General features: G+C 34.8%; 18 protein-coding genes. 11 read left to right on the forward strand and 7 right to left on the reverse strand.

Features of this window, described 5'->3' with window-relative positions:
• Nucleotides 1–45: 45 nt before the first annotated feature.
• Nucleotides 46–1,677, forward strand: coding sequence for a YceG family protein (locus tag SB773_RS11030; RefSeq protein WP_289402971.1), 1,632 nt, complete (start codon nucleotides 46–48; stop codon nucleotides 1,675–1,677).
• A gap of 18 nt (nucleotides 1,678–1,695) precedes the next feature.
• A complete protein-coding gene (locus tag SB773_RS11035; protein WP_002029585.1) occupies nucleotides 1,696–2,778 on the forward strand; it encodes a toxic anion resistance protein in 1,083 nt (360 codons plus the stop codon).
• Nucleotides 2,779–2,812: 34 nt separating this feature from the next.
• Here the strand turns inward: SB773_RS11035 and SB773_RS11040 are convergent, their stop codons facing one another.
• Both SB773_RS11040 and SB773_RS11045 read right to left on the reverse strand, forming a co-directional pair.
• The gene (locus SB773_RS11040; protein ID WP_410589915.1) at nucleotides 2,813–5,479 is read right to left on the reverse strand and encodes a cation-translocating P-type ATPase; all 2,667 of its coding nucleotides are present in this window, start codon (nucleotides 5,477–5,479) and stop codon (nucleotides 2,813–2,815) included.
• Nucleotides 5,480–5,670: 191 nt separating this feature from the next.
• Nucleotides 5,671–5,895 carry a DUF1128 domain-containing protein gene (locus tag SB773_RS11045; RefSeq protein WP_002010236.1) on the reverse strand — a complete coding sequence of 75 codons (225 nt, stop codon included), beginning with the start codon at nucleotides 5,893–5,895 and terminating at the stop codon, nucleotides 5,671–5,673.
• Between the two features lie 177 nt (nucleotides 5,896–6,072).
• Here SB773_RS11045 and SB773_RS11050 point away from each other — a divergent pair, with 177 nt between their 5' ends.
• The 3 genes from SB773_RS11050 to SB773_RS11060 are packed head-to-tail and all read left to right on the forward strand — an operon-like array spanning nucleotide 6,073 to nucleotide 7,982.
• Entirely contained in the window at nucleotides 6,073–6,537 is a 465-nt protein-coding gene (locus tag SB773_RS11050) for a low molecular weight protein-tyrosine-phosphatase (RefSeq protein WP_113734843.1), read from the forward strand.
• Between the two features lie 53 nt (nucleotides 6,538–6,590).
• On the forward strand, nucleotides 6,591–7,106 hold the full coding sequence (locus SB773_RS11055) for a DUF4075 domain-containing protein (RefSeq protein ID WP_088031671.1): 516 nt from the start codon (nucleotides 6,591–6,593) through the stop codon (nucleotides 7,104–7,106).
• Between the two features lie 6 nt (nucleotides 7,107–7,112).
• Nucleotides 7,113–7,982 carry a YihY/virulence factor BrkB family protein gene (locus SB773_RS11060; RefSeq protein WP_060749399.1) on the forward strand — a complete coding sequence of 290 codons (870 nt, stop codon included), beginning with the start codon at nucleotides 7,113–7,115 and terminating at the stop codon, nucleotides 7,980–7,982.
• A gap of 182 nt (nucleotides 7,983–8,164) precedes the next feature.
• On the opposite strand, the gene SB773_RS11065 is transcribed toward SB773_RS11060, so the two are convergent.
• A complete protein-coding gene (locus tag SB773_RS11065) occupies nucleotides 8,165–10,090 on the reverse strand; it encodes a heavy metal translocating P-type ATPase (RefSeq protein ID WP_410589919.1) in 1,926 nt (641 codons plus the stop codon).
• Nucleotides 10,091–10,455: 365 nt separating this feature from the next.
• On the opposite strand from SB773_RS11065, the gene SB773_RS11070 reads away from it, so the two are divergent.
• The 3 genes from SB773_RS11070 (at nucleotide 10,456) to lepB (ending at nucleotide 13,034) form a co-directional block, all read left to right on the forward strand.
• Nucleotides 10,456–11,406, forward strand: coding sequence for a DMT family transporter (locus tag SB773_RS11070; protein ID WP_002125011.1), 951 nt, complete (start codon nucleotides 10,456–10,458; stop codon nucleotides 11,404–11,406).
• Between the two features lie 123 nt (nucleotides 11,407–11,529).
• Entirely contained in the window at nucleotides 11,530–12,210 is a 681-nt protein-coding gene (locus tag SB773_RS11075) for a lysoplasmalogenase (RefSeq protein ID WP_002029577.1), read from the forward strand.
• Between the two features lie 287 nt (nucleotides 12,211–12,497).
• Entirely contained in the window at nucleotides 12,498–13,034 is a 537-nt protein-coding gene (gene lepB / locus SB773_RS11080; RefSeq protein WP_002029576.1) for a signal peptidase I, read from the forward strand.
• A gap of 213 nt (nucleotides 13,035–13,247) precedes the next feature.
• Here lepB and SB773_RS11085 read toward each other — a convergent pair whose 3' ends face one another.
• A complete protein-coding gene (locus SB773_RS11085; protein WP_289402977.1) occupies nucleotides 13,248–16,016 on the reverse strand; it encodes a tetratricopeptide repeat protein in 2,769 nt (922 codons plus the stop codon).
• Nucleotides 16,017–16,492: 476 nt separating this feature from the next.
• Here SB773_RS11085 and SB773_RS11090 point away from each other — a divergent pair, with 476 nt between their 5' ends.
• Entirely contained in the window at nucleotides 16,493–17,086 is a 594-nt protein-coding gene (locus tag SB773_RS11090) for a DedA family protein (RefSeq protein ID WP_002029574.1), read from the forward strand.
• A gap of 14 nt (nucleotides 17,087–17,100) precedes the next feature.
• On the opposite strand, the gene SB773_RS11095 is transcribed toward SB773_RS11090, so the two are convergent.
• The 3 genes from SB773_RS11095 to SB773_RS11105 form a co-directional block, all read right to left on the reverse strand.
• Complete coding sequence (locus tag SB773_RS11095; RefSeq protein ID WP_002029573.1) at nucleotides 17,101–17,529, reverse strand: EamA family transporter; 429 nt, start codon at nucleotides 17,527–17,529, stop codon at nucleotides 17,101–17,103.
• 107 nt (nucleotides 17,530–17,636) lie between these two features.
• The gene (locus SB773_RS11100) at nucleotides 17,637–17,783 is read right to left on the reverse strand and encodes a BH0509 family protein (RefSeq protein WP_000817786.1); all 147 of its coding nucleotides are present in this window, start codon (nucleotides 17,781–17,783) and stop codon (nucleotides 17,637–17,639) included.
• 155 nt (nucleotides 17,784–17,938) lie between these two features.
• Nucleotides 17,939–18,355, reverse strand: coding sequence for a pyridoxamine 5'-phosphate oxidase family protein (locus SB773_RS11105; protein WP_410589923.1), 417 nt, complete (start codon nucleotides 18,353–18,355; stop codon nucleotides 17,939–17,941).
• A gap of 179 nt (nucleotides 18,356–18,534) precedes the next feature.
• On the opposite strand from SB773_RS11105, the gene cax reads away from it, so the two are divergent.
• The gene (gene cax / locus SB773_RS11110; protein WP_002125016.1) at nucleotides 18,535–19,590 is read left to right on the forward strand and encodes a calcium/proton exchanger; all 1,056 of its coding nucleotides are present in this window, start codon (nucleotides 18,535–18,537) and stop codon (nucleotides 19,588–19,590) included.
• Between the two features lie 81 nt (nucleotides 19,591–19,671).
• Nucleotides 19,672–20,469 carry a YfkD famly protein gene (locus SB773_RS11115; RefSeq protein ID WP_193663515.1) on the forward strand — a complete coding sequence of 266 codons (798 nt, stop codon included), beginning with the start codon at nucleotides 19,672–19,674 and terminating at the stop codon, nucleotides 20,467–20,469.
• Nucleotides 20,470–20,522: the final 53 nt, after the last annotated feature.

Below are 20,522 nucleotides of genomic sequence, written 5' to 3' on the forward strand. Positions count from 1 at the left end.
GAGAGACTTTATAAAAAACGTAAATGTTTTTGGAGGTGAACTGTTGTGTTTTCACGTTTTACACTTCAACCATGTGCATTAAAAGAAGAATCAGATTTAAAGCAATTTGAAGCGCTTTTAGAAAAACGTCCACAATATGAACTGACAGAGAATGAGATGAAATTTAGTTATATAGCAAGTCGCATTCTTGGTGTTCCGAATGATGTAGATGAATATTTCAATGAACTATTTGATTATAGTGAAGCAAAAGGGATCGAAGTTTTGCATGAACAAAATTTAAATAAGGTGATTGATCCCGAAAAACTGCGCCATATTCAAGAAGTTTTTGCATTACATCAAGAAGCGCCGAATGGACTTACAGTAAATAGGCTTGTAGCACATTTGTCTGGAAAACAACTATTACCGCAAGTAGACAATCCTGATTTACAGCATTATATACATACGACGTTTATTTCTGTATTGAAATTGTATGAGAAACAACATAATCAATCTTTAAAAACAGAAGGATTCCGGCGTTTCTTAATCGATATGATTAAATTAAGTGAAAATTACGTAGCGAAGTGGTTCTCTACGATCAATTATAAGAAACAAATGCCGCGTATCGTTTGGTATGGTGATGCGACAGAGAGTCGTATATATTTCTTATACTTTCTTATTATGCTCGGCTGTGATGTACTTTATTATCACCCAGAAGGAAAAGATGGATTTGAGAGTGTAGATGAGGAAGGAAAGACCTTTGTCGTATCTCATTCAGGCCGTATTTCATTGGAACCATTTCCTGATCGGCGTCGTGAACGCGTCGCAACGGTAGCTTATCAAGCTTCAAAAGAAATCGAGCAAGTACTTCACCACGATAATTCATTATTATACAAACCGTGGCAATTCCGTTCGTATACACCTGTAGCCCGTACGCTCAAAACGACGTACGATGAACTCTTTTTAATTACGAAAGAAAAGGCATTTGTACGCCCAACATTCTTTGTTGAAAATAAGCATATTTATATTCCTTCTTTATTTGCAAAAATATCCGGCGTTTCAAAGAATGATAAAGAATATTTTCAGCGATTAAAGGCTGTTACATCATTTGATAACAGTTTATTAATTAATACATTCCCGTTTACGAAAGAACAAAAAGCGAATTTCCAATATCATTATCGAGATGCATTGGACCGCGGGGGAAAGTTACATCCGGATTTAATTATGAACAGCCATTGGTGGCCGCATAAGCGTTTACCAGAAGGATTACAACATGGTATTGCAGAAGCAATGATCCATACGTGTGAAAGTGAAATGTGTAAACCAATTGCGAAAGAGACGAAACAAGATGTAGCGCTGTATGTTTTCGCACAACTCTCTCAAATACCACCGAACATTTTAGAGCAGCTTGAGAAATTTGATTATTCGCAAGAAGTACCGAAAATTGTTATATTTAATAATGAGAAGAGCGGAGAATTAAGTCGTTCTGATGCTGTGTTATTACTATTTTTAAATCAAATTGGAGTAGATGTATTCCACTTTAATCCAACGGGGAGAAACGATATTGAACCGTATATTGAATCAGGAGCATTTGATTCACATTGGCTTGAAGAAGTTAATTTCGATCTTGAATTTCATGGTTCATCAGCCTATAAAAATTTATCACAAACAATAAAAGGACTATTTCGTCCATTTTTATAAGGAAAGGGAGAATACCATATGAATAACCCAGTCGTACTAGATTCGAAAACAGAATTGAATGAGCAAACCGCACAAGATGTTCGCTTGCAACTTAGACAAGATGCAGAAGTGCAACGTATTTATAACGCAGTAGATATTAAAGATCAATTAGAATTAATAGAACTCGGAAAAGAACCTTCTATGGAAATTTCACGTTTCGCTGATCAAATTTTACATACAATGTCTTTATCGAAAGTAGAAGACTCTGGTGAATTATTAAAACAGCTTGGTAAAATTATGGACAGATTTGATAGTAAAGACTTTGCGGAAGAGAAAAGTGGTTTCTTCTCACGTATGTTCAAAAAAGCAGATAAAATGATTGAACAAATCTTTAGTAAGTATCAGACGATGGGTCGCGAAATGGATAAAGTATACGTAGAAATTACGAAGTATCAAGATGAAATGAAAAAATCAATTGGTACGTTAGATGGTTTATATGAGCAAAACTTAAAGTATTATTTAGACTTAGAAAAATACGTAGTAGCAGGGGAAATGTTATTAGAGCGTTTAAATACAGAGTTAGTTCCGATGTACGAAGAGCGCATACGTAATAATGATCAGTTAGCGGGTATTGAATTAGAATCGCTTAAAAACTCTGTTGAAATTTTAGAACAACGTATTGATGATTTAGAAAAAGCACGTATGGTTGCTCTATTAACAGCACCACAAATTCGTATGATTCAACGCGGTAACAATAAATTAATCGGTAAAATCAATACGGCATTTATTACAACGATTCCTATCTTTAAAAATGGTATCATTCAAGCGGTAAATGCGAAACGTCAAAAGCTTGTTGCGGACTCTATGGCTGAACTTGATCGCCGTACAAATGAATTACTTAAGAAAAATGCACAAAATATCGCAACTCAAAGTGTGGAAGTAGCGAGATTATCAGGTTCTTCTAGTATTAAGATGGAAACACTTGAGGAAACTTGGAACATTATTTCAAGAGGTATGCAAGAAACACAACAAATTGAAGAGCAAAATAAACGTGAGCGTGAAGAAAGCCGCAAGCGCATGGCTACATTAACAGAGAACATCAAAAAAGAATTACAAGGATAAAGAAAAGGCAATGAGGAACAGTCCTCATTGCCTTTTAGTTTCTCTTAACTAATTTAATGATTTCATTCACAACAAGCGGAATGATACTTAACAAGAGAACAAATCCCCAATCTCGCATTGTTAATGCATGCACACCAAATATATTGGCAAGAGGTGGGATGGAGATAATACACACTTGCATAAGAACACCGATTAGAAGTGAGAAGACTAAATATTTATTTGTAAATATCCCAATTGAAAAAATTGATTTCGTTCTTGAACGTAAGTTAAATGAATGAACGAGTTGAGAGAAACTAAGAACGACAAATGCCATCGTTTGAGCGTGTAATAGCGCGTCTTCATCAATTTGCTCTGGGAAGAGAGGAAATAAATTTGTATCTCCTGTATAGAGCTTTGCCCCAACGATAAAGGCTGTTAAAGTAAGAAGTCCAATTACAACCCCATTGAAAATAAGAAAAGGAACGCTGCCGCTAAATAAGCTTTCTTTCGCATGTCGTGGTTTTTCCTTCATCACATCTGGATCTTCAGGATCAACACCGAGTGATAATGCAGGCAGTGTATCTGTAATTAAATTTACCCACAAAATGTGAATAGGGCGTAGTGGTGTTGCCCAGCCAAGTAAAATAGCTAAAAAGAGAGCTATAATTTCGCCGAAGTTACAAGAAAGTAGGAAGAGAATAGACTTTTTAATATTACGATAAATATTTCTTCCTTCTTCAACAGCTTTCACAATAGATGAGAAGTTATCATCTGTTAAAACTACATCTGCTGCGCCTTTTGCGACATCTGTTCCTGTAATTCCCATTGCTACTCCAACATCTGCTTGTTTTAAAGATGGAGCATCATTTACACCGTCACCAGTCATGGAAACGATATTTCCTTTAGCACGTAATGCTTTTATAATCTTCACTTTATGTTCTGGAGAGACCCTAGCGAATACATTTAAGTGATTAATTTTACTTGCTAGTTCTGTATCTGAAATGGTATCTAATTCAGTTCCAATCATAATTTCAGATATTTCTTCAGCAATGCCAAGTTCTTTGGCAATTGCAAAGGCGGTATCCTTATGATCACCCGTAATCATAACTGTGCGAATACCAGCCTTTTTACATTCTGTAATTGAATCTTTTACTTCTGTACGTGGTGGATCAATCATACCGACAAGACCGATAAAGATGAGATTTTCTTCGAGATGATTTATATCCATATCGTTTAAATCGTATCGTTTATATGCGAATGAGAGTACTCTTAAGGCTTCTTGCGACATTGACCTGGCAGCTTCTAATATTTGATTTTTATCAGAATCTTTTAGGACCTCAAGTTTATTATTTATAAAGATATGGGTACAGTGAGGTAAAAGTTTATCAATAGCACCTTTCGTCATGCTATAGTAGCCTTCATCGTACGTATGTACAGTTGACATCATTTTACGATCAGAATCGAAAGGCAATTCGTTAACACGTTCATGTTTATTTTCTAAATGATCTTTTTGAATGTTAAAAGAGCTTCCGGCAACAAGAAGGGCAATTTCTGTAGGATCACCTGTTTGTGAGTCGGTACCGTAAGAGGCATCGTTGCATAAAACCATATTTTCTAATAATAGACGGTGTGCATCATTATTTACATTCAAATTTTTTAGTTGGTCGTATGTGCGATCACTATAAAAGTGAGTAACGGTCATTTTATTTTGAGTTAATGTACCTGTTTTATCTGAACAAATAATTGTGACAGAACCGAGAGCTTCAACAGCTGGTAGTTTACGAATGATAACGTTTTGTTTAATCATACGCTGAACACCAATTGCAAGAACGATGGAAACGATAGCTGGTAAGCCTTCTGGAATGGCTGCAACAGCTAAACTAATTGCGGTCATAAACATTTCTAACGTATCCCGGCCCTGTAAAAAACCGATGAGAAACATAGTAGTGCAAATAGCTACAGCGACAAATCCTAAATATTTTCCTACTTGTGCTAAGCTTTTTTGAAGTGGTGTCATATCATCGTCTGCTTCATGTAAAAGGGTAGCGATCTTGCCAATTTGTGAATGCATCCCAGTTTCAACAGCAACACCGACGCCACGTCCGTATGTTACTAACGTCGACATAAAGGCCATGTTTTTTTGATCACCTAATGGTACTTGCTCATCACTTTGCATGGAAGGGTGGTAGACTGCATCTTTATCGACAGGGACAGATTCACCAGTTAGAGCAGATTCTTCAATTTTTAAATTCGCAGTTTCGATAAGGCGTAAATCGCAGGGGATATACCGCCCGGCATCGAGCATAACGATATCACCTGGAACGACATGCTCAGATGGAATTTCCTTTAGTTCATCATCTCGCTTTACGATAGCTTTAGGTGTTGCCATCTTTTTCAATGCTTCTAAAGCCTGTTCTGCTTTTGATTCTTGGATGACACCGATAACAGCATTTAAAACTACAACGAGCGCGATAATACTTGCATCGGCCCATTCACCTACAAAGGCGGAAATAAGGGCAGCAATAATAAGGACATATACGAGGACGTCATTAATTTGGGCGAAAACGCGCTGCCATAAAGTACGTTTTTGTTTGGTAGCTAATTCATTATAACCATATTGCTTTAAACGTTCATTTACGATTTTATCTGTTAAACCGTGTTGTTCATTTGTTTCTAGGTCGATTAATGTTTGATTTTTCGTCTTACTGTACCAATTGCTCATAAGTAAGCACCTCCAGTAAAAACAGTTAGCAATGGTAGTGTGGCAATTTTTTTAGAGTAGTATGTATGGAGAAAAAATCTAAGGTGAGGTTCTACTTTCATTGTACAGTATTTTAGAATGTGATGAGGAAAAGAGGGGAGTTGTCATGAATTTGTTGAAATTAAAAGAGCCTCTATTTATGAGGCTCTTGGTTATTTTTTAATTAATGTACCTAACTCTTCTGTAATAGCTTGCATTTCACTAATACTGAATGTTTCACGTTTCATAACGTGCTCATAAATGTCACGTAAGTCCTCGTACATCTCTTCGTTAAAACTAGCAGCTCTCATTGCTCCAGCATTAACCATGCGTAATTTTTCTTTAATAGCTTCTACCATATATTCAACGTTTGCTTCTGATTTTACGGATAAATCCACCGAAGTGTCCCCCTTTAAAATAACATAAGGTTATCTTAACATTTTTTTATCATTTTCGTTAATGAAACTTTTCAATCCTATTAAATTAGTAGGGATTTCCTTTATAATTAATAATTGGTTGTTTATACTATATAAGTATATGGTAAGAAATGCACCAAGAAGGGAAGAAACAAAAATATGGTCCGAGTATTGTTTGTTTGTCTTGGGAACATTTGTCGTTCTCCAATGGCAGAAGCGATTTTTCAAGACCTTGTCGTAAAAGAGGGACTCGAAGAGAAAATTGTCATTGATTCTGCAGGAACTGGAGATTGGCATATTGGTCATCCACCACATAAAGGAACACAAAAAATTTTAAAAGAAAATGAAGTCGCTTTTGAAGGAATTAAAGCAAGGAAAGTAGAAAAAGAAGACTTAACAAAGTTTGATTATATTATTGCCATGGACAACAAGAATATAGCAGATTTAAAAAGTTTTGGTAAAACTGGAGGCTATATTGGTAGGCTGTCCGATTTTGTTCCAGACGGTGGCTGGACAGACGTTCCTGACCCTTACTATACAGGGAACTTTCAAGAAGTGTATGACCTTGTAACAGAAGGGTGTGCAAAGCTATTAGCTTTCATTCGAAATGAACAAGGAATATGAGGAAACTTAGAAAGTAATACTTTCTAATATAAGAAATGAAAGGGTGAAGGAATATGGCAAAGAAAAATAATATTGCTCGAAACATTGCGATTGGTGTAGCTGCAGGTGTAGCTGTATCTATGTTAAAGAAAGAAAACCGTGAAAAAGTAAAAAATACGGCAGAAAAAGCAAAAACAAAGATGATTGAAATTGGTGAAAATGCGAAGATAAAAGAAAGAGTGCAAACTGTTACAGATAAAGGACGCGAACTTGCTGATTTAAATGTAGTGAAAGCGAAAGTAGCAGAAATCAAAAAATTGACACCGTCTGTTGTAGAGACGTTAAAAGAAACGAAAGAAATTTTTAGTAAGAAAAAAGTTGAGCGAGAAGAAAAGCCAGAAACGATTGAAATTCAAGCTGTATCTCCAAAGGTAGATGAGCTTAAAGCAGAAGAAGAGCCGGTAGTTGCTGAAGATGGCGGTATGAAAGAAGCACGTGAATTATTTATGAAAGACTCAAATGCAGAGGAAAAAAAAACTGAAGCGTACATTGAGTTAAAGCAAGATAAAGAAGAGAAGAAAAGCGTTTAAACATATATGAGAAAAATTTTAGAAAAAGTGAGAAGAAATCGTACGTTTTCGTTTGGGAAAGATTTATATGACCGGACGATGCGCGATGATGTAGCGGGCTTGGCAGCACAGCTCGCTTATTTCTTCTTGCTTGCGATTTTTCCTGGGCTTGTTTTCTTAATTACGCTTCTTGGCTTTATCGACCTTCAAACAGAAAGTGTGCTCAATTTATTAGAACCGTACGTACCGGAAGATGCAATGAACTTAATTGAAGTAAACGTAGATAAAGTTGTAAACGAACAAAATGGTGGTTTATTATCATTCGGTTTACTATCGATGTTATGGTTTGCTTCAAACGGGGTGAATGCGGTTATGAACGCTTTTAACCGTGCTTATGATGTAACAGAAACACGTTCTTTTATTAAAACAAGAGCGTTATCAATTGTGTTTACATTAGCTATTATTTTTATGATTGTGTTTGCACTAATTGTTCCAGTGTTCGGACAAGTGATTGGAGCAGCTGTGTTTAAAGCAATTGGTTTATCGGATAGTTTTTCTTACGTGTGGAGTATTACACGGTTAGTCGCGAGTTTCTTCGTACTATTTGCCTTGTTTAGTTTTTTATATACGTTTGCACCAGATCGCAAGTTAAAAAGAAGAGAAGTTATTTCAGGAGCAGTATTTGCTACTGTAGGATGGATTGTGGTATCGTACTCATTTGCTTATTATGTAGATAAGTTTGCGAATTACGCTAATACATATGGTGGTCTCGGTGGTATCATTATTTTAATGTTATGGTTTTACTTAACTGGGTGGGTAATTTTACTTGGCGGTGAAATTAATGGCTTACTCCATCATTATAGAACGGGTGACAATAATTCCCGTAATGAAAAATGAGCTCTTGTTCCATAATAAAAGGGAACAGGGGGGATATTTCATGAGTAATAATAAAAAGAACCACAATAATAAAAGTAATAATAAACAAAAGAGCAGTTCGCATCCAAAGCATAAAACGAGCAGTAGTGCGAACGGTCACAATAGCTACCATTAAAAAAAACGGGTCCTTTATCAGGGACCCGTTACTTATTTCCTTTTAATAATCGTAAGCCATTCAAGATTACAAGAATGGTACTTCCTTCATGTCCAATAACACCGAATGGAAGAGCTAAAAACTGCAAGAAATTAGAACAAATCAGCATTGCAATGACAGCTAAAGAGAAGATAACGTTTTGCTTCACAATACGGTTCATTCGTTTTGATAAACGGATTGCTTGAGAGAGACGAGATAATTCGTTTTTCATAAGAACAACGTCTGCAGTCTCTAATGCTACGTCTGTTCCTTCACCCATTGCAACACCAATACTAGAAGTAGCGAGTGCAGGTGCATCGTTTATACCATCTCCAACCATGGCGACTATGCCGTACTTTTCTTTTAACTGCTTTATCGTTTCAACTTTTGTTTCCGGTAAACATGATGCGTAATATTCTTTTATATTACTTTCATTGGCAATTGCTTTTGCTGTTTCTTCATTATCACCAGTAATCATGATTGCTTCGACACCAATGCTTTGCAAATCAAAAATAGCCGCTATCGTTTCTTGGCGAAGGGTATCTTTTAAAGCGATCAGTCCAAGAATACCATCCTCATCACTAATATAAACGACAGTTTTCCCCTCTTTTTCAAGTGAAGCAGAAATGCCATTATGAAACGTCTTTGTTTCTTCTCCAATAAAATCAGCTTTACCAATTTTATAAGATTTGTTTTCTAATATTCCTTTTAATCCAAAACCAGTTACATCTTCAACGTTTTCTGGTTTTTTTATCGTAATGTCGTAAGCATGTTTTGCATATTTAACAATCGCTTCTGCTAAAGGATGTGTAGAGTGACTTTCAATCGCTGCTGTAATAGAAAGTACTTCACTTTCTGCTATGCCTTCTCGAACATATACATCTGTTACAGTAGGTTTTCCTTGTGTTAATGTTCCTGTTTTATCAAAGGCAATCGCCTTTACTGAAGCTAGACGTTCTAAATGAATACCACCTTTAAAGAGAATACCGTTTCTCGCTCCGTTTGAAATTGCTGATAAAGTTGCCGGTGTAATGGCTGCAACTAGAGCACAAGGAGAAGCGACTACAAGTAAAATCATCGCGCGATAAAACGTTTCATTCCAACTCCAATCAAGTAAGAAATGAGGAACAAACATCATAAGCGCAACAACAAGTAGTACACCTTTTACGTATGTTCCTTCAAATTTTTCGATGAATAGTTGTGATGGGGATTTTTCGCTTTGTGCACTTTGAACGAGACGAATAATCTTTTGGAATAATGTTTGATCGCTCGGCTTCGTAATTTTAACTTCAATAGCACCACGTAAATTTACAGTGCCGGCAAATACTTCATCGCCGAATTTTTTCTCATTCGGAATAGGTTCTCCTGTAATAGCAGCTTCATCAATATTTGTTTCACCAGTATGAATTGTGCCATCAGCAGGAACACGCTCACCTGGCTTAATTAAAATAATATCGTTAATTTGTAATTTTCCAACTGGAACACGTTCCTCAATTCCGTTTGAAATACGTAATGCTTCTTCAGGTTGTAGATCAAGAAGCGCTGAAATTTCTTTTTGGCTTTTACTTAATGTATAAGATTCCATTGCTCCGCTTAATGCAAAGATGAAGATTAAAATAGCACCCTCTGCCCAGTAACCAATAACTGCGGCACCGATAGCTGCAAAAATCATGAGCATTTCAACATTTAGCTCTTTCTCTTCAATTGTGTCTTCAATACCTTCTTTCGCTTTTGCAAATCCTCCAATTACATAAGCAAGGATATATAAAGTAATACCTGCACTTATTGCATTATTTTTTGTGAATAACCAACCAGCTAAAATAAAAATACCAGATGCGATTGCAAATATAAGTTCATAATGTTTCTTTAATGTATCCCATAAAGAGGGATTAGAAATATCTTTTTGTGCTTGTAATGTTTTTACTTCTGCGTTCATTAATACTCGCTCCTTCCGAATTCTTATTGAGAAAAAGAATCAAAATCGAAACCCCTATAAAACGACGAAAGCTGCCATCCATAATGGATAGCAGCATTTCTGTTGAATCTGATTTTAATAGTTATTATATTGTAATTATTCTATAGTATAGCATATGTTTTTCTTAGATGATATGTTTTTGTTTTAGTATAAAGTGAAACTTTAATTAGTGGGGGTTTTGTTCATCCCACGCTGATTATTAGCCCTCGCCAATCGGGCTTTTACTGCCCGGCGAATAGCGGGATAAACTGAAAACTTGTGTTTTCGCATTTCCTTTGGTATATATGAATATTGTTCATAAAAAGGTCGGAAAGGAAGACATCAAGTTGAAGACAGAGAAATTTTTTACCCATCCGATTGGCGTGTTTATTGCTGCAATAGTAGCAACATTTTTATGGGGAAGCGCATTTCCCTTTATTAAATTAAGCTATGCTGAACTTGGAATTCAGCCACAAGAAGTCGGGGAACAAATATTATTTGCTGGCTATCGCTTTTTCTTATCTGGTGTAATGCTCTTATTATTTTTTAAAGCGTTAGGAAAAGATATGAAGTTCAAAAAAGGAACAGGAAAGCAGTTAGTTCAAATTGGCTTGTTTCAAACTTTTCTTCAATATATATGTTTTTATATTGGAATGAGTTACAGCTCAGGAATTGAAGGAGCGATTATTTCAGGAACATCATCATTCTTTCAAATTTTACTCGCACACTTTTTATATAAAGATGATGCTCTAAATAGGCGAAAAGTAATTGGAGTAGCTATCGGTTTTTGCGGTGTGATTTTAGTGAATGTACCGAGTGATGGAAGTTTATCATTTCATTTTGGAATAGGTAGCTTATTACTTCTTGGGGCAGCCATGATGTATTCGTATGGAAACATATTAGCGAAAGAAGGTAGTAAAACATTAGATATTGGGTATATGACAGCATATCAGATGATTTTCGGATCAATTGGGTTGCTATGTATAGGTGCATTTCAAGTTGGAATGATGCCATTCACATTTAATCTACATGCAATACTTATGCTCATATATTTATCGTTCTTATCAGCAGCCGGATTCTGTATATGGAATACAATTATGAAGTATAACAAAGTAGGGAAAGTCTCGATGTATATGTTCTTTATACCAGTGTTTGGTGTGCTACTATCAAGTCTAATTTTAGGGGAAGCAATCCATTCCTTTGTACTATTTGGTTTAGCATGTGTCGCAGCGGGAATTATTGTAGTAAATCGTAACCCGGTTAAAAAGAAAGTTGAGCAAGAAAAACAAGTAGCATAGAGAACAGAAAAACGATTAAAATGGAAGAACAGTATTGTTCTTCTTTTTTTACATAGAAAAAGGAGAACGTGATATATGTAACGAAAAAAGATAGAATAAAGCATTTATTGAGGAGAACATATTATGAATGTACTTTACATTGTGTTAGTCGGGCAAATTATTCTTTTTTTAATGGGAGCAATTTATGCAATAGGACAGACGAAGAGAACGAGAAATAATATGCCGTTACCTTTAGCAGTTCGTCTTATTCTTAGTTTTTCTTTAACAGGAAGTGCAATTTGGATATGGTTACAAGATCCATCGGCTGAGTACAGTACGTGGGTTGCACTCGGTATGACTTTATCAACTGTAGGGGATTTATTTATGGCAGGATTAATTCCAATTGGTCATCGATTAATTGGAGGAATGGTTACTTTCGCTCTTGCACATTGTTTCTATGTGAAAGCATTTTTACAAACAGGTATTTCATGGAATGGTTTTTGGATCGGTTTATTCGTATACGGACTCTTTCTAATTATAGGGTGGTTTTTCTTTATTCGAAATGAAAAACAAGACAAACTTTTTACAATAGGCGCTCTAATTTACGGTTTGTGGGTTGGAGGAATGGCATGTTTTGCATTCGCCTTATATTACGAGAATATAGGAATATGGTGGATACCAGCACTTGGTGGTTTACTGTTTGTGATTTCTGATTTTATTATCGGCGTGACAGATATCGGAGGGCGCAAACTGAAGTATGAACCGCTTTGGATTTGGTTTACATATGTCGCAGCGCAGATGTGTATTGTATATGTAGGATTATAAAAAGATACTCTCAAAAATAGTTGATAGACTATTTTGAGAGTATCTTTTTTATTGCTATGCTATTATATTTGTTTGTTTAATTTGTGCAGTATCTTATACTTTCTAAGCATAAATTTCATAGGAAAAGTCCTGTTTGATAGATGGAAAACATAGTATATAAAAATAGTGAATTTATAGGGATTATTATTTTTATATTTGTAATATTCTAATGTTATAATTCGGAATTTTGTGGAAATTAACCATCCGGAGTACTTATAATAAAAATAAAAAGATGATGAGATGGTGGAATGATGCAAAAGAAAAAATGTTTGCGTGAATTCTTTGAAATAATTGCAATTGCATGTCTATTAGTGTTTTTGGCAAAAATCTTTTTGTTTTTCCCTACGACTGTAAAAGGAGCATCGATGAGGCCGACGTTACAAGATGGAGATAAAGTAATTATTAATAAACTTGCAAAGAGATTTGAAAGTTATGAGAGAGAGGATATTATTGTCGTGAAGACAGATAATTTCTATGTGAAGAGAGTTATTGGATTACCAGGAGATGTAATTGAGATGAAGAATGATCAATTATATGTTAATCATCAAGTGAAAAATGAAGAGTATTTAAAGAATAATAAAAAACAGGCAGAAAAATTACTTATCAATTTAACTGAAGATTTTGGACCGATTACAATTCCTAAAAATAAAATTTTTGTGATGGGAGATAATCGTTTAGTTAGTAGGGATAGTAGGAACGGCTTAGGGCTCATTGATAGAACAGAAGTATTAGGAAAGTTCATGGCGATATATTATCCATTTGAACATGTGAAAATTGTAGATTAAAAATAAGAAAAACCAAGCGAATTAGTTGCTTGGTTTTTCTTATTTAAACAGTTGGTGTTTTATTTATCCCGCTATTTGTGGGCAGTAAAACTCCCACCTCAAAATTCAGGTGGAGCAAAGAAGCTAGGTGGGAGATCAACTGCCCGTAAACGCCCGATTGGTGCGGGCTAATAATCAGTGGGGGATGAACAAAAACCCCCACTGATTAAAGTTTCACTTTATTGTTTCTTGTGAAGCAATATTTTCATTGTTTTGATCGATATTTAACATGAATTTTCGTTGTAACAATTGCAATTTAAAGAGTGTTAAAGGATCATGATAAGTTTCTGGGTTCGTTCTTAGCTTTGTTAATGTTTGCTCATCTTCTTGTATTTCAAGTTGGGCCGCTTCTACGGTTTGTTTCAATATGCTAAGAGGGTCTTTAAAGAACATCATGATATCCCGTTCTAGCGCACCTTCAAATACTTCAAATTGAAGGAAGAATTGTTTTGAAATCATCTGAGCAACTTCTGTATAATCTTCTGTTTCAATATATTGTTTATATTTATTTGATAGCATAGATTGATTTTTTTGCATATTACCGAATAATTTCCCTGCACTCTTTAAGAAAAATTGTGTCGGTGTAAAGCGTAATAAAATATTGATGTTAGCTACTGTAATTCTATTCGTCATTCTTGCAACATCTCTATCCCAGTCATCTAGTAATTTGAAATCACAAGGAAGTTTAATACGCTCTTCCTCATAGAGCTTATTAAAGGTATCGCTCATTTCATCTAAATAAGCTTGAGCTTGAATGAATTCATTATGAGCAGTTTCAATCCATTCTTGAATAGACCCAGTAAATTTAGGAAGAAGCACTTGCTGTACATGTTTTTGAATTCTTTCATTCATTGCTACATTGAGTTCTTCATGGACCAGTTTGAAATCACTATCTTCTTGAACGAGGTCAGAGCAACTCTGCAACAATTCAGGAATTTGAGAATGTATATCCTGCGTAATCTCTTCTTTCGTTAAGAGATAAGATTCTGTAATAGAACGAATTTTATCTTTTTGAATGGCAGTAAGATTATTAATAAAACCATCAAGTTTTACTAAAATATGTTTATTCCAGCGAACGGATTTCACTAACGTATTTTCTAATTCCACACGTTCATTTACAAGGTATGCAATTGTTTTTTGGATAAACCATAATAATTTTTCAATGCGTTCTTTTTCCACGTTACGCTTAGTAAGGTTAGAAAGAATAGAGTCTGTTACGTTACCTAGCTGTTCACTACTCTCTTGTGAAGGAGAGTAAGGGAAAAAGTGTGCTTCTGGGAAATGTACGAGTATTTTCTTTTTAATGCTGTTCGTGATATTTTCACTAGTATTCGTATCAATTGTTTGTAAGACGAATTTAATTTGTAAATTTGGTACTTGCTCACGAATATATAATAATGTATCGAGCTCTTCATCATGTAATGGTGAAGCTGAATTTAGGACATAGATGAGACTATCTGCTGCCTGTAAGTATTCAAAGTGAGAGCTGTTTTTGTCAAGTTGTCCATGCACAGTAGGTGTGACAAGGAATGAAAACTTATTTTTTCGTAAAAATCTACTTGGTAATTTAACTTCAATACATTTTCTTTCTAGTTTTGACTGAGAAGGTACCGCTAGTATGTTATGAAGTTCGTCAAAGTTTGGTATATTTCGTATATCTAGTTCTGTAAGCTCAGTTATTTCAGTTTGACTATCATCTTTAAATGTAATTGAAGTTGTTATAGCCTCATTTAATATATTTTCTCCTAGTATAGAGTTAATAAAGGCTGATTTATCATAATCGCTAGCTCCTGCTACTAGAAGTTGTGTAACAGTTAAATCGTATAACTCACGAACAAGTAGTGTGAATTGATGACCTAAATCTACATCATTCTTCTCAGCCCATACAGCAATCGTTTCAAATAATGCTGATACGTCTGCCATATCAACATTTGCATGAGCTGATGTATTTGAAAGTAAGGCACCTGCGCTTTTTACGAGTAATGATTCTAGAGTTGTCGGTGAAACTTCATTCCATGCTAATACTGCTGCGGAGACAAGTAAAGAATCTTCCGCTCTCATTAAACTAAACCAATTTGTTAATAAATCTGGTACAAGTCCTTGTAATTCGTGCATGAAATGTTGTCCAGTAATCAATTCGAAGTACGTTTCTTGATAGCGAGTAGAAATTTCATTCCAATCGTCATGAGCATCTACTTCAACATGTAAGAATAGGTGATTTATTGTTTGAATCCAAGGGAGATGGAATGATTCATTTTCATAGCTGTTCCAAAGTGAGATAACAAGCTCTTTAAATTGAACTTGATCAATTGTATATAAGGCTTTTAAAGATTCATAGAAATACTCAGGTTTAATTTTTTTAGTAAAGCCTCTGTTCACATAATTGATTAAAGTATCGAACCAGTGTAATGATTTTGTTCGAATTCCTTCTTGAACAGCGAGTTCAATAGCATTATTCCAATCTTCTTGTTTTTCATAGAACGATCGAGCGATTGCAGTAATATTTGGATAGTCTGGTTGAAATGCAACAGCCTCGCTAATCGTCTTAAATGCTAGTCCTAAACGATTTTGCTCTATATAAAGGGAAAGAAGTTGTAGGGAAACTTCCATTGTAAGAGTTGTATCTTCTGTTTGGATAGATGTATAAATTTCTTCTGCTTTTGGCAAGAAATCTAATTCGAAATAAGCATCTGCAATATTCTTCATAGCCCAGAGAGCAAGTTCATTATTTACTTTCTCCCATTTGAATATAGCGGCTTCAAAGTCGTTAGTTTGAAAATAAACTTCACCTTGTGCAAAGCGAATATTAGATATATTGGAGAATTCATTTTTTGATTCATTTATATATGCTTCACCGAGTACTTCCGCTACCGGAATGGAAGAGTCTTCTGTTAAAAATGTTTTATAGTAAATCTTTTGGATAAATTGTTTTTCAATGGTCATGTTCGTTCCCCCTGTATAATTTAGAAAAATGATGTTGTATGTAAAAGGGTGCATGTTACTCTAATAGGTAGAAGTTGCATTATATAGACCAAACTATGTTTTTGCTAGATATATCATTTTTCTTGAGAGTTAAACCGTTGCAAAAAGTAACTTCCCTTTATTGTAACAAAAAAATAAGCCTATGAATTTTTATTTTTTTATCTCGCTATTTATAGGCAGTAGGACTCCTACTCCAAAATTGAGCGAATGCAAGGAAGTTAAGTGGGAGACCTGCTGCCCGTAAAATCCCGATTGGTTCAGGCTAATAATCAGTAGGGATGGATAAAAAACCACCGATTAAATCTCTATTTAAGGAATGGAATAGAAGTAGAGTTCATTATAAAAACAATGTATAGTGAATATGTATACCATGTTTGTCTTAAAGATAGAATGGGCACAATATGGGATAACGATCGTGTATAGGATGTGTCTTCCGAATGGAACAACATATTGGCGAGTTAATCGCACATTATGGATATTTTGGAATTATTATAGCTTTAGCTGGCGGGATTGTTGGATTACCTATACCGGATGAGTTTTTATTGACTTTTATTGGATATAACATTTCAAAAGGAGTTATGTCAGGAACAGCTGCTTTTTTAAGTGGAATGGCAGGTGCAATGCTTGGCATTACATTAAGTTACATATTAGGTTTAAAACTTGGGCTCCCTGTTTTAAAAAAATATGGTCCGAAAGTTAGAATTAAGGAACATCATATTGAAAAAACACATATTTTATTTGAAAAATACGGTCCATTTCTTTTAATGATTGGCTACTTTATACCGGGAGTACGTCATTTAACAGCATATTTTGCTGGAGTTTCAAATTTAACATTGTGGCGATTTTGTTTGTATGCTTACGGTGGTGCACTAATTTGGATAAGTGTTTTTATTGGCTTAGGTTGGAAACTGGGAGAGAAGTGGCGCTTTGTTGAATATAGTTTACATCATTATGGAATATGGATTTTATTAGTTTCGGCAATTGTAATATTGATTGTGTGGATTTACATAAGGAAAAGAAAAAACCGCTAATAATAGCGGTTTTTTTAGCTGAAAGCAATAAATAATACACCAGCTGTAATAAAGACTACACCAATACCGGTCATAAAGTTTAACTTTTCACCTAATATAATCATCGCGAGAATAATGGAAAATACTACACTTAATTTATCGATAGGTGCTACTTGTGAAACTTTTCCTGTTTTTAACGCAAGAAAATAAAATAGCCATGACGAAGCACCAGCGATTCCACTTAATGTGATAAATAGCAGTGCTTTTTTATTTAGGAGGACATCACCGATATTTTGAAATTTACCTTGTATAATAATAACTCCTACCATAAATAATGCCATAATAATAGAGCGAACCGTTGTTGCGACGTTGGCATCGATTCCATCTAAGCCAATCTTTCCGAAAATAGATACGAGGGCAGCAGCAATTGCTGATAATAGTGCGAATAATAGCCATGAACTCATAGTGAAACTCCTCCAATCTTACATTATTATACATGAAAATCATTCTCATGTATAAAAACGAAATAAACCCCCGCCCTATATTTTTAATAAGGTGGGGGTTTATTATACTACTCTGCTATTTCTTCATATAAAAAGTACGTTACATTATAAATATGCTCTACTTCATCATCCGTCATAAATAATAATTCGTCACGTTCAATCCCTTTTTTCTTTTCAATAAACTCAATCATGTTTTTTCGTTCTTCTCTTTTCATCAATTTTAATTTCTCCCCTCAATCTGTTTTAATACAGTTTATTTAAGTTACTGCTATTATATAACAGAATCTTTAGAAAGTTCCACCTATTTTATTGTTTTTTTCAGAAGAACCTTTCGACAAAACAAGCCCACCTAAGGGGGCTTGTTTTTATTTTATAGTCGTAAAAACTCGGGCTCGGTCGTACCAGCACTATCGATGTAATAAATTGTATCGGGATTGATTTTTATTAGTACGTAATTAGGGTCTTCCGCACCGAGTAACCAGCGTTTTAAGCTATTAGTCCAAAATTTGTTTTTTAATGTTTGATCTTCTTCGATGGAAGCGATACCTTCAATTTCAATGTAATCTTCATCTAATTTCTTTCCTTCACGTCCAAGTAGTACATGTACATTGGGATTTTTTTCGATATCTGTTATCTTTTTTGAATTTCGATCTGTTGCAACATATAGTACAAAATCTTCGTGGAAAAACATCATAAAGGCGCTATGTGGCTTATCGTTACGTACAGTAGATAATACACCAGTGCGTTGACCTTGAATAATAGTTGCGATTTTTTCTTTTAAGTGCATATTTTTAGCCTCTTTTCATAATTCATAATTTTTTCTGTCTGAACAAGATAATTTAAATATCTTTCATACTGTTTTCTTCAATCCGATTTTTTAAACGTAATTGTGATGAAATCGGACAAGTTAGGAGATGAATAATAATAATATCGAGGAGAAATACATACGATGGAAGGATGGAAAGCATGTTTAATAAAATATTTCTTATAGTAGCGCTTATAGGTGTACCACTTTCTGTAATCGGAAAAACACTTCATTGGCCACAAACTATTATGTTTGCTGTATACTGCATTACTATTATTGCATTAGCTGGTTTTATGGGGAGGGCGACAGAAAGTTTAGCAATTGTTTCTGGGCCTCGGATAGGTGGTTTATTAAATGCAACTTTCGGTAATGCCGTGGAACTTATCATTTCAATTTTTGCACTCCAGGCAGGATTAACAGAAGTTGTTTTAGCTTCCTTAACTGGTTCTGTACTTGGAAACTTATTACTGGTAGGAGGGTTATCCTTCTTTATAGGTGGCCTTAAGTATAAAAGACAAAGTTTCAATGTTTATGATGCAAGACATAATTCAGCTTTATTAATATTTGCTGTTGTCGTAGCCTTTGTTATTCCAGAGATTTTTTCAATGAAGATGGATGCTGGAAAGACGTATCAATTAAGTATTGGTGTTTCTATTATCATGATCATTATGTATCTTGCTGCATTGCTATTTAAGTTAGTTACGCACCGTGGTGTATATCAACATAAAAGTGATGAAGTAGCGCATGAGGAAGAGCCAGAGTGGTCGAAAGGTAAAGCACTACTCATTTTAGCGATAGCAACACTTGCAGTTGCTTATGTGTCAGAGGCACTCGTACATACTTTTGAAACGGTCGCAAAGTCGTTTGGCTGGTCAGAGTTATTTATAGGGGTTATTATCGTTGCAATTGTTGGTAATGCAGCAGAACATGCATCTGCGATTATTATGGCATATAAAAATAAAGTAAATATCGCAGTAGAAATTGCAGTAGGTTCTACATTACAAATCGCCATGTTTGTTGCTCCTGTGTTAGTACTTCTTTCGATGCTTTTTGCACAAAAGATGCCTCTAGTATTTACAATACCAGAACTTGTTTCTATGATTACAGCTGTTTTCTTAACTATCGCCATTTCAAATGATGGGGATACAAACTGGTTTGAAGGAGGCACTTTATTAGCTGCGTATGTCATTATGGGAATTGGTTTTTATTTATTATGAAAAATAGGGATAACAATGCTTCAGAGGGAAAACACTAAATACAGTAATTTATATACCTTTACATAGGAAGGAGCCAGACAGGTGAAACGAGTGTACAGCATATGTCTTTCAACCATGGTCTCGTTTATTTTATTATTTCCTAACAGTAGTTTTGCAAAGACAACGGTAGAAGTAAAAATGCCTTCATCTGTTTTAAATATTTCAAAGGATAATACATTTCCAAATGATGCACAAGATTTACCGCGTTTACAGCCAAGTAAGTTTGCTCAAGAACTATTGAAAACAGCAAATATCAAAATTGAAAATCCTGATTTAATTCGAATGTTTAATGAAACAACAATTTCGAATGCACCGCTTGCGGTAGGGTACCGGGCGAAAATCTATTTAGGTCAATGGGCATTAAATTATGAGTCGATAGATACATCGATTAATTGGGAATATAAGCAAGTAAATCGAAATGTATATGATAATCGCGGAGGGGATCGCTTATACCCACTTCGCTATAAGCAAGAAACCCAAAAGACAATCGAAGGTGATTTAACAGCAGATATGAAGGATACTACAGATGTGAAAAAAATGATGCTTCTAAAAGCGCTTGAAAAAGTACAATTGCCACTTTCATTTAAAACAACCATTGGTTATGGTACCGGACATGAGCGTGTTTATAATATTAGTCCAAGTCAACTTGGATATTTATATGCGTATACACCAGCAGTAAATGAAAAAGGAAAAGTAACATTTGGAGAAGTCTACCTTGTGTTAAAAGGGAATCAAAAAAAGCTTGTCGTGAAAAATATTACATCTCAAGGAATCGGAGCTGCTATTCCAATTCATGATCATTTATTTTTTAAATTTGTTTCTTCATCGCATTCACAATGAAATAAAAAACGTCAGCCTATAAGCTGACGTTTTTTATTTATCCCGCTATTTGC

Source organism: Bacillus sp. SIMBA_074, assembly GCF_046534555.1.
In the GTDB taxonomy this organism is placed as follows: Bacteria; Bacillota; Bacilli; order Bacillales; family Bacillaceae_G; genus Bacillus_A; species Bacillus_A mycoides.

Coding starts and splice junctions, on each gene's coding strand:
- SB773_RS11035 (WP_002029585.1), top strand. CDS start 1,696: ATGAATAACCCAGTCGTACTAGATTCGAAAACAGAATTGAATGAGCAA.
- SB773_RS11040 (WP_410589915.1), bottom strand. CDS start 5,479: ATGAGCAATTGGTACAGTAAGACGAAAAATCAAACATTAATCGACCTA.
- SB773_RS11050 (WP_113734843.1), top strand. CDS start 6,073: ATGGTCCGAGTATTGTTTGTTTGTCTTGGGAACATTTGTCGTTCTCCA.
- SB773_RS11055 (WP_088031671.1), top strand. CDS start 6,591: ATGGCAAAGAAAAATAATATTGCTCGAAACATTGCGATTGGTGTAGCT.
- SB773_RS11060 (WP_060749399.1), top strand. CDS start 7,113: ATGAGAAAAATTTTAGAAAAAGTGAGAAGAAATCGTACGTTTTCGTTT.
- SB773_RS11065 (WP_410589919.1), bottom strand. CDS start 10,090: ATGAACGCAGAAGTAAAAACATTACAAGCACAAAAAGATATTTCTAAT.
- SB773_RS11075 (WP_002029577.1), top strand. CDS start 11,530: ATGAATGTACTTTACATTGTGTTAGTCGGGCAAATTATTCTTTTTTTA.
- lepB (WP_002029576.1), top strand. CDS start 12,498: ATGATGCAAAAGAAAAAATGTTTGCGTGAATTCTTTGAAATAATTGCA.
- SB773_RS11085 (WP_289402977.1), bottom strand. CDS start 16,016: ATGACCATTGAAAAACAATTTATCCAAAAGATTTACTATAAAACATTT.
- SB773_RS11090 (WP_002029574.1), top strand. CDS start 16,493: ATGGAACAACATATTGGCGAGTTAATCGCACATTATGGATATTTTGGA.
- SB773_RS11095 (WP_002029573.1), bottom strand. CDS start 17,529: ATGAGTTCATGGCTATTATTCGCACTATTATCAGCAATTGCTGCTGCC.
- SB773_RS11100 (WP_000817786.1), bottom strand. CDS start 17,783: ATGAAAAGAGAAGAACGAAAAAACATGATTGAGTTTATTGAAAAGAAA.
- SB773_RS11105 (WP_410589923.1), bottom strand. CDS start 18,355: ATGCACTTAAAAGAAAAAATCGCAACTATTATTCAAGGTCAACGCACT.
- cax (WP_002125016.1), top strand. CDS start 18,535: ATGTTTAATAAAATATTTCTTATAGTAGCGCTTATAGGTGTACCACTT.